This window comes from Halorubrum aquaticum (genome assembly GCF_900113615.1).
Taxonomy (GTDB): Archaea; Halobacteriota; Halobacteria; order Halobacteriales; family Haloferacaceae; genus Halorubrum; species Halorubrum aquaticum.
The window spans coordinates 1-9,078 of sequence record NZ_FOPZ01000034.1 but is presented as its reverse complement, the minus strand read 5'-3'; the positions used below and the strand labels follow the sequence as shown (position 1 = coordinate 9,078).

Here is a 9,078-nt window from a genome sequence, read left to right as displayed (position 1 = left end):
GAAATCCTCATCTTTCGCGGACCTGAACGTTGTCCAGCATGGGTCATAAACCCATCGGACTTCATCGGTCCTGCGAAACCGGGCCGGGTTGAACGGCCCGAGTTCGCGGTGCGTTCTTCGCATTCCATTCGAATCGGGGTACACATTTAACCCCGTCGGAACGCGTCGACCGGCCGCGTCGGCGGCCGGCCGGTGCCCCCTCGTCGGGGGCTCTTCGCATTCCATTCGAATCGCGGTGTACACTTAACCCCGTCGAACCGAACCCGCCACGTCATGCGGTTTCATGGGAGCCATAACCGTGGAAACGAGGGACTGACGACGTACCGGTCGGCGCTCGAACGCGTCCGGGATCCGTGGCCCGGAAGGGTCCCGTACTCCGCCTCGGTCCCGAACCGACGCTCGGGCCCGATCGACGTATGCGCGTGCGCCCGGTCGGGAGTGGCACGTACCGAGCCGTTTATACCACGGGCGTTTATAAGGGAGGGGGTCACATATAAAAGCGAACGATGACGAACCCTGCAGACTCGATCGAGATCCAGAACGTAGTTGCATCGACGGGGATCGGCCAGGAACTCGACCTGGAGGCCCTCGCGGAGGACCTCCCGGGAGCTGACTTCAACCCCGACAACTTCCCGGGGCTCGTCTACCGGACGCAGGAACCGAAGGCGGCGGCACTCATCTTTCGGTCGGGCAAGATCGTCTGTACGGGCGCGAAGAGCATCGACGACGTTCACGAGGCGCTCGGGATCATCTTCGAGAAGCTCCGCGGGCTCCAGATCCCCGTCGAGGAGGATCCGGACATCACGGTCCAGAACATCGTCTCGAGCGCTGACCTCGGCCACAACCTCAACCTCAACGCCCTCGCGATCGGGCTCGGATTGGAGGACGTCGAGTACGAGCCCGAGCAGTTCCCGGGGCTCGTCTACCGGATGGACGAACCGGAAGTGGTGATCCTGCTGTTCGGCAGCGGGAAGATCGTCATCACCGGCGGAAAGCGTACCGACGACGCGGAGGGGGCAGTCGAGGAGATCGTCGAACGGATCGAAGGTCTCGGCCTGCTGGGTTGAAGCGATTCGCGGGACGGCCGTCAGCTGCTCGCGGAGTCCTCGACGAGAACCTCCTTGACGACGCCGGGGTCCTCGAGGAGTTGATGTTTGGTGTAGCTTCCTTCGGCGCTGCCGCCGCTGTGTTTCGACTGTTCGATGATGTCGAGAAAGGCGTGCTCCTTGAGTAGGTCGCGAACGCGACGCAGCGAGAGGCTGTCCGATCCCTCCTGTCGGCAGATGTTCTCGTAGATCTCGTACACGCGGCTGGTTCGGAACCCGTCCTTCCGTTCGTTGGAGAGCGAGAGCAACGCGAGCGCCTGGAGAACGTACCGCGAGTGCGGGGTCGACCCGCGGATGAGCTCGCGGAATCGGTCGGTCTCCGCGCGCTCGCGTGCCTGCGTGACGAACTCCTCTCTGACCGTCGGTTCGCCGTTGGCCTGCGCGATCTCGCCCGCGTACCGGAGGATGTCGATGGCCTTCCGAGCGTCCCCGTGCTCGCGGGCGGCGAGCGCCGCCGCCCGCGGGATCGTCGACGCCTCGAGGACGTCGTCGTGGAACGCGTCGGACCGAGCCTGCATGATCGCTCGGAGCTGGTTCGCGTCGTAGGGCGGGAAGACGAACTCGCGTTCACAGAGGCTCGATTTGACCCGTTCGTCCATCCGGTCCTTGTACTGGATCTTGTTGCTGATCCCGACGACGCCGAGTTTACAGTCGGTGATCTTCCCGGCCTCCCCGGCACGGGACAGCTGCATCAGGATCGCGTCGTCGTCGAGCTTGTCGATCTCGTCGAGGATGATCAACACCACGTCGTACCGCTGGTCAAGGATCCGCCAGAGCCGCTTGTAGTACGTCGACGTCGAGAGCCCCTTGTCGGGGACGTTAATTCCGGTCGCCTCGGGATCGTTCACGCCCTCGGCGATGGTCTGGACGGCCTGTGTCTCGGTCGTGTCCTGTGCGCAGTCGACGTACGCGAAGGTTGCGTTGACTCCCTCCTCGCCGGCCGTCGACACCAGACGCTTGGAGACGTACTTCGCACAGAGGGACTTGCCCGTCCCCGTCTTTCCGTAGAGAAGGACGTTACTCGGGCTCTGTCCGAATATCGCGGGGTTGACGGCGGTGGCCAAGTCGGCGATCTCGTCGTCGCGGCCGACGATCCGACCTTCACCCGGGAGATGGCTGATCTCGAGGAGTTCCTTGTTGGCGAAGATCGGGTCCTCCCTCGTGAAGAGATCGTCCGCTGCGTCCATAGGTGAGACACCGCGTTTCCGGTGAAATACGTTCTGTTTTCTCCGTCCCATCGGATCGGTCGATCGAGGGTTCGGAGAGGAGCGAGTCCGTTTAGGTCCCGCCTTTCAGACGCCTACGACGGTCATACGTGGATGCCACTCCGTACGGCGTTCAACGGAGCCGGTCCGACGGTGTGCCGGTCGCGGCGTCGATCGGTTGTACAGTGCTTAACGGAATTCAGGTGCTTGCTTACCTTGTCCGTTCACCGTGAAACTCCGGTAACCAATGTCCGTTCACGAGACGTCCGTTCATCCGACTTCAATGGCCGGTCGCGCACCCACGTGACAGTGAGGGACCGCCTCCGTGCCCTCCTCGACGGGATCGTTCCGAGCGGTTCGGTGCTCGATCGAACCGTTCAGAGCGGCGTCTGGGCCACCGCGATCAAGGTGTCGAGTCGATTCCTCCAGATACTGATGTTGATCGTGCTCGCGCGGGTGCTGGCGCCCCGGCAGTTCGGGCTCATGGGTATCGCGCTCGTGTCGCTGAGCGCGACGAGGAACTTCTCGAAGATCGGTCTCAAGACGGCGCTCATCCAGCGGAGAAACGAGAACGTCGACGAGTACTTGGACACGGCGTGGTGTCTCGAGACCGGCCGCGGCGTCGTGATCTTCGCCGTGCTCTTCGCCGCCGCGCCGCTCATCGGTGGCTTCTTCGACGAGCCGAACGCGGTTCCGTTGATACGGGTCATCGGACTCGGCCCGCTGCTCTTCGGGCTTCGAAATCCGGGCATCGTCTACTTCCGGAAGGACCTCGAGTTCCACAAGGAGTTCGTCTATCAAGTCAGCGGGGGTATCGTCCAGTTCGCCGTCGGCGTCGGGTACGCGCTGATCTCCCCGACGGTCTGGGCGCTCGTGTTCGCGTACGTTTCCGCGGACGCCTTCAAGTTCGGTCTCTCGTACGTCGTCCACGACTACCGGCCGTGGCCCTCCTTCGACGTCTCCATCGCCCGGGAACTGATCGACTACGGAAAGTGGATCACCGCGTCCTCGGTTCTCTACTTCCTGTACCGCGAGGGCGACGACGCCTTCGTCGGCTGGTTCCTGTCAGCGACGGCGCTCGGCTTCTATCAGTACGCCTACCGTATCGCCGACACGCCGTCCTCGGAGGTATCCGAGATCCTCGCCAGCGTCAGCTTCCCCGCCTACTCGAAGCTCCAGGACGACCCGGTCGAACTGCGCCAGGCGCTGCTCGCGACGACGCGCGTCACGGGGTTCATCACGATCCCGATGGCGATCGGGATCGCGCTCGTGGCGCCGACCTTCGTGCCGGTCGTCCTCGGGGACGAGTGGACGCCGATGATCCGAGTCATGCAACTGCTGGCACTGTACGGCCTGTTCCACTCGATCACTCGCAACTTCGGCTCGGTCTGGAAGGCGCTCGACCGCCCGGACGTCATCGCGAAGCTGGCCGCGGTGCGCGTCGCCTGTATTGCCGCGTTGATCTGGCCGGCAGCCGCACGGTTCGGCATCGAGGGCGTCGGTCTCGTCGTCGTCGGAGTGTACGCGTTCCCGATGCTCCCGCTCGACGTGTACATCCTCTCGAAGATGACGGAGATTCGGCCGCTCCTGTTCTTTCGCGAGTGGTTCTACCCGCTCGTCGGCGCCGGCGTTATGTTCGTGTCCCTCCGGCGGCTGCGCGGACTCATGGACGTGACTCCCCTGGTCGAACTCGTCGTCCTGATCCCGACAGGCATCGTCGTCTACACGGCCGCGGCCCTCGTGTTATCGCAGGTCTCACCGTGGAAGATCGAAAACGACATCCGGTCCATCGCCGGTAGCCTCTCCTGATCCCCCACGAGACGTGTCACTGCCGTTTTTCGGGTCGTTACGGCTTTTCGCGTGAGCGACTCGGCGACGACGACTCACGCCGGTCGCTCACTCCAAGTACCCGAGGTCCTCGAGTTGTGACTCCAGGCCCCGCGACAGCTCCTCGTGGTCGGAATCGTCGATCTCCTCGGGTTCCGAGAGCCTCGCCACTCGGCTATCCATCATCTCCGTAAACCGCGACGACAGCGGTTCCTGGTCCTCCGGCACGGGGTTCCCGTCCGGACCGAACAGGAACTCGCGCCCGTCGTCGGACCTGACGTACCGGTGTTCGCCGTCCGTGAGGACCCGCCATCTGGTGGTCGGTTCGCTGGTCCGACCCGTGTGCGGAACGTAGTCCTCGACGAGGGCCCCCTCGTCGCCGCTCAACGCCGCGGTCGGTGACATGGTCGGGTCGGAGATGAGGTCGAACAGCCCCGTCAGTTCCGCCGGGTGGTCGATCCGTTCGGCGGTCTCCTGTCCGGGTCGTTTCACGATCAGCGGAACGTCGGTGTTGACCGAGCGGGTGGAGTGGGGGGGCGTCCCGTTGCGGTCGTGTTCCCCGAGGGTCTTCCCGTGGTCGGCGACGACGACGACGAGCGCATCGTCGTAGGTTCCGGTCTCCTTCATCGTCTCCAACAGCTCGCCGAGTTTCCGGTCCTGATACCGGAGGCTGGCGTCGTAGAACTCCAACACGCGCTGTCGTCGCTCCGGGGGTAAGTCGGCCTTCCCGAGGACGTACGCCAGCAGCTTCGTGTTCAACAGCCGCGGCTCGATCGGCCCGGGCGGCGAGAGCCCCAGCTCGGTGAACGCCTTGGCTGGCGGGAAGTAGGGGCTATGTGCTTCCATCAGGTTCAGGAAGGTGAACGCCGGCGGTTCGTCGGCGGCGGTCGTCCGCATCCACCGCGTCGCCCGCTCGACGAGGTTCGAGGTGAACAGCCGGCGTTTCAAGAGGAACACCGGCTGGCGGGCCGCCTGCGCGAGCGCCGTGTGTGCGGCCGAGTACAGCCTGTCCCGCGTCGTGTTGATGTCGGTGTCCCCGTCGACGCCGATCTCGAGGTCCCACTCCACGTACTCGTCGAACCCCCTGTCGAGTCCCGACAACCGTCCGACCCACGGGTTGTTCGAGAATCCCGCGGTCCGGTACCCGTCCGCCGAGAGCCGCTCCGTGAGCCTCTCGACGGAGTCGGGAAGCCTGAGCGACACGTCCGAGAAGCCGTTCGTGACGCCGTGCTCGCTCGGAAAGAGGCCGGTGAACATCGCACAGTGTGACGGAAGCGTCCACGGCGCGGGGGTATAGGCGTTCTCGAACAGGGTCGCCTCCTCGGCGAGCCGATCGAGGTTGGGGGTCGTCGGGCGGTCGTGCCCGTACGCGGAGGTCCGGTCGCGCCGGACCGAGTCGAGGATGACGAATAAGACGTTGGGTTCGTCCATGCTTCAACGCCGGTTCGTTCCCATTTCGTTATGGAGTAGTTGACCGGTTATCGTCGGGTATATCGGGCGAGCACGCGGGTCACGTGCCGCCAGTCCTCGGTGGCAGCGTCGTACGAGAACCGGTCACGCACGCCGCGTGCGTTGGTTCCGATCCGGGCTCTCCGGTCCGGGTCCGCCAGGAGGTTCTCGACCGCCGTTGCGACGCCGTCGACGGTGAGAGGATCGTCGACCCGCCCGTTCCAGCCGTCGACGAGGAGGTCACCGACGTTGCCAACGGCGGGCGTCACCGGCACCGTCCCGCTCGCCATCGCCTCGATCAACGTCAGCGGGAGCGCGTCGCGCTCGGAGGTCAACACGAACACGGAGGCGTCCGCGTACCACGGGATCGGGTCCTCGGTCCATCCGGGCGTCTCGAGCGTCCCCTCGAGACCGTGTTCGGCGATCCGCTCCTGGACCGCCGGCGAGAGCGCGCCGTCACCGAGCATCACGGCCCGCAGCGAGGGAACCTCCTCCGCGACCGCCGCGACCACGTCGACGAACAACAGCGGCCGTTTCTCTGCCGTCATCCGACCCACCCACAACAGGTCGTATCGGCGGTCCCGGTTGGGCTTCACGTCGGTGAACCGGTCGACGTCGACGGGATTGGCGAGGATGGCGGTCCTGTGCCACGGAACGCCGACGGACCGGTGGAGCCGTCGTCTGTGCGTCGGTCCGGGGACGGTCACTACGTCGAACCGACGCATGAGCCAGCGAACCGGTCGGCCGTACCACGCCCGAGCGTGGACGTCGATGTCACAGCCGATGATCCCGAGATGCGCGGGGATCCCGTTGTACCTGGCGGCGAGGAGCCCCAGACAACCGTGCGGAAACAGCGAGATCGTCACGACGGCGTCGTACTCCCCGTTAACGGATTCGACGGCGGTCAAAACGGACATCAAGAACAGATCGAGGAGCCGGTAGCCGGTCGAGGGCGGCGCGACCTGTCGGAAGCCGTCCACCTCCGGGTCGGTATCGGTACAGACGAGCGTCGTCGAGTCGACGGCGTCCGCCAACGGCTTCACGTGACGCGTTATCTTCTCGGTGTTCGTCGGCCCGTACACGAAGAGCACTCGCTCGACCGACTCCTCCTCGGTCGTGCTCGCTTCCGACCCTCGCCGGGGGCCGGACTCGTTCCGCCAGGAATCGGACCCGTAGATCCCCTCTGCCGTCGCCATCGTCGGCTCATGCCCCCGCCACGACGGGAGTTATGCCGGGAGAAACTCGGGGCGAGTCACGCGTCACGAGGGTCCGTCCGTTCACGAGGGCGTGGTCAGCAGCCTCCGAGGGATACACACCGGTGGATCCGGCGGCGCCGGTGACGAGCGCGACGTCGTCGTGGTCTTCCATCGCCGGAGTTCAAGCCGACGAAACGTATCGTTATGGCCCCGTTATCCGCACGAGCGTCTCGCGAGGCTCCACGGCCGGACGAACTATCGCCGAACGGGGCCGTGGAGAGTGGCCTCGCTCGAGTTCGGCCGCATGCGCCGCGATCGACGTTTCGAGCCGATACGGCCCGATGATCCCACGTTAACAGGGCCTTAACACGCCGTCGTCTCGCTTCGATCCACTTCACGGGAGGGGGTCCCGAACGTGTGAACGGAACGGATTGTGTTCGCCGTTTTAATGTTTTTCTGTGACATTCATACAACTCTAAAGATATAATTAACAATACACTTATGACGGTTAGGGGAGGATTACTACTCGCATGGCACGCAAGCTGGTTCGCGAGGACGTCGATAGCGACGGGTCCATCGAGGGCGACGAATCGGACGGAACGAACAGCGGTGACGGTGGCGTCGGGCGGTTGATGAACAGGCGCGATTACGTGAAGCTGAGTGCGGTGACGACGGGCGTGGTTCTCGCCTCGTCCGGAGTTGGGTCGGCCGCGACCGAACGGCACGGGATCGGGTTCGATCGCGTGGTGAACGCGGTCGACGACCTCGGGATGGATCCCAACGGGAACGATCCGATCGATGACGCGTTAAGCAGTGCGTACGAGAGCGGAACGCTCGTCGAGTTCCCGGAGGGAACGTACCGCGTCGAAACGGAGCTCCTGTGGCGGGACGACGAGAGCAACTTCGGCATGCGCGGTCTCGGCGAGTCACACACCGACGTCGAGTTCACCTTCCCGAACGCCGACGAGTCGGGGACGGGCTGGTGGTTCTTCAAACAGACCGGCGGAACGAACGTCCTGTTGGAGAACTTCTCCATCCAGCAGACCATGGACTCGACGACCTCCGTCTCCGTGTCCCTACAGACCGACGACGGCGGGAAGCTCATCGACGTCGAGTGGCTCGGCTTCGTCCCGTCCAACGCTCACTCGTACGGACAGTTGTTGCGGATGGACGTGGAGGCCCGAGACGGGGTGAACCTGGCTCGACGCGTGACGATCGGCCGTGACGGGGGTCACATGGGTGGCCACGCGGCGGACACCGACGACCAGCCGGGAACCACGTACGTGCTGGTCTACGACGCCCACGTCGGCGAGATGCGGTTCGAAGACGTGTGGTTCGAGCAGTGTGGTCACAACTCCATCCGATCCATCCGCGGCGACGGCGTCGTCAGGATCTTCGACTCCACGTTCCTCAACTGCGACATGGGTGGCGCTCGCGTTCACAACGGGAACCACCCGACGAAGGGGTCGGTGATCGACAACTGTGAGATCGTCCACGACCAGAGCCGACTGAAGGAACTGGGGAGCGACCCGACGTCCTACCCACACCACTGTGCGGGCGTCTTCGTCGACAGCTACGAGGGGTACGACGGCCCGACCGTCCGGAACTGCGACATCGAATACTACGACCTCTCCGAGACCATGAAACACGAGTACTACCTGTGGGGTGCGATACGGGTGACGAAAACCGGGATCTCGGAGCCCGGTCCGATCACGGTCACGGACACGCGCATTCATAACGAGACCATCGCGCCCAACGTCTGGATACAGGACAGACAGCCGGGAGCGATCAACAGCGAGAACGTCTTCGACAACGTCCAGTTCACCTTCGACAACGACACGACCAGCCAGGGACCTCGGATGATGTACGTCGGGTCCGGGTGGGACGGGTCACGGATCACGAACTCGTGTTTCCACGCGCCAAGCGGCGACGTCGACGGGATCGAGTTCGTCGGATGCGACGACGTCGTCATCGAGGACTCGAACATCAACGTCACCGGGGAGGCCGTCCAGCTGACGAACACCGACGGAAAGGTCCGGAACATCACTTACGACGGAACGTGCGGCGACACGAGCGACACCTCCGGTGACTCCGGCAGTGAGGACGACTCGACGGCCGGTGAGGACGACTCGACGGCCGGTGAGGACGACGCGACGGGCGGTGAGGGCGGCGCGACCGACAGCAGCGACACCAGCGATGGCTGGCACTCGTTCGTCATCGACGGCGTGGACTCGAGCACGTGGACCGACTACGAGTTCATCGTCGACGGCGAGGCACGCGAGAACACGGAACTGA

5 protein-coding genes and 1 pseudogene are annotated in these 9,078 nt (G+C 64.4%); 3 read left to right on the top strand and 3 right to left on the bottom strand.

The genetic code is table 11. The annotated features are described in order from the left end of the window. The first annotated feature begins 506 nt into the window (after window positions 1–506). Window positions 507–1,067: a TATA-box-binding protein gene (locus F3H10_RS15730; protein WP_122105925.1), complete on the top strand. Its 561-nt coding sequence runs from the start codon at window positions 507–509 to the stop codon at window positions 1,065–1,067. Window positions 1,068–1,087: 20 nt separating this feature from the next. Here the strand turns inward: F3H10_RS15730 and F3H10_RS15725 are convergent, their stop codons facing one another. Then, window positions 1,088–2,293: a Cdc6/Cdc18 family protein gene (locus F3H10_RS15725; RefSeq protein WP_142987735.1), complete on the bottom strand. Its 1,206-nt coding sequence runs from the start codon at window positions 2,291–2,293 to the stop codon at window positions 1,088–1,090. A 321-nt stretch (window positions 2,294–2,614) separates the two neighbouring features. Here F3H10_RS15725 and F3H10_RS15720 point away from each other — a divergent pair, with 321 nt between their 5' ends. After that, a complete protein-coding gene (locus F3H10_RS15720) occupies window positions 2,615–4,120 on the top strand; it encodes a lipopolysaccharide biosynthesis protein (protein ID WP_223174345.1) in 1,506 nt (501 codons plus the stop codon). An 87-nt stretch (window positions 4,121–4,207) separates the two neighbouring features. On the opposite strand, the gene F3H10_RS15715 is transcribed toward F3H10_RS15720, so the two are convergent. Both F3H10_RS15715 and F3H10_RS15710 read right to left on the bottom strand, forming a co-directional pair. Beyond that, window positions 4,208–5,569 (bottom strand): sulfatase, encoded by a 1,362-nt coding sequence (locus tag F3H10_RS15715; protein ID WP_149785706.1) that lies wholly within the window; start codon window positions 5,567–5,569, stop codon window positions 4,208–4,210. Window positions 5,570–5,616: 47 nt separating this feature from the next. Continuing rightward, window positions 5,617–6,783, bottom strand: a complete 1,167-nt coding sequence (locus F3H10_RS15710; protein WP_149785705.1) for a glycosyltransferase family 4 protein — start codon at window positions 6,781–6,783, stop codon at window positions 5,617–5,619. 530 nt (window positions 6,784–7,313) lie between these two features. Between F3H10_RS15710 and F3H10_RS15705 the strand changes: the two are divergent. Next, window positions 7,314–9,078, top strand: a pseudogene (locus tag F3H10_RS15705) (hypothetical protein); the annotation flags it as partial.

Bases quoted from the DNA above. Each gene is read 5' to 3' on its own strand.
- F3H10_RS15730 (WP_122105925.1), top strand. From the start codon at position 507: ATGACGAACCCTGCAGACTCGATCGAGATCCAGAACGTAGTTGCATCG.
- F3H10_RS15725 (WP_142987735.1), bottom strand. From the start codon at position 2,293: ATGGACGCAGCGGACGATCTCTTCACGAGGGAGGACCCGATCTTCGCC.
- F3H10_RS15715 (WP_149785706.1), bottom strand. From the start codon at position 5,569: ATGGACGAACCCAACGTCTTATTCGTCATCCTCGACTCGGTCCGGCGC.
- F3H10_RS15710 (WP_149785705.1), bottom strand. From the start codon at position 6,783: ATGGCGACGGCAGAGGGGATCTACGGGTCCGATTCCTGGCGGAACGAG.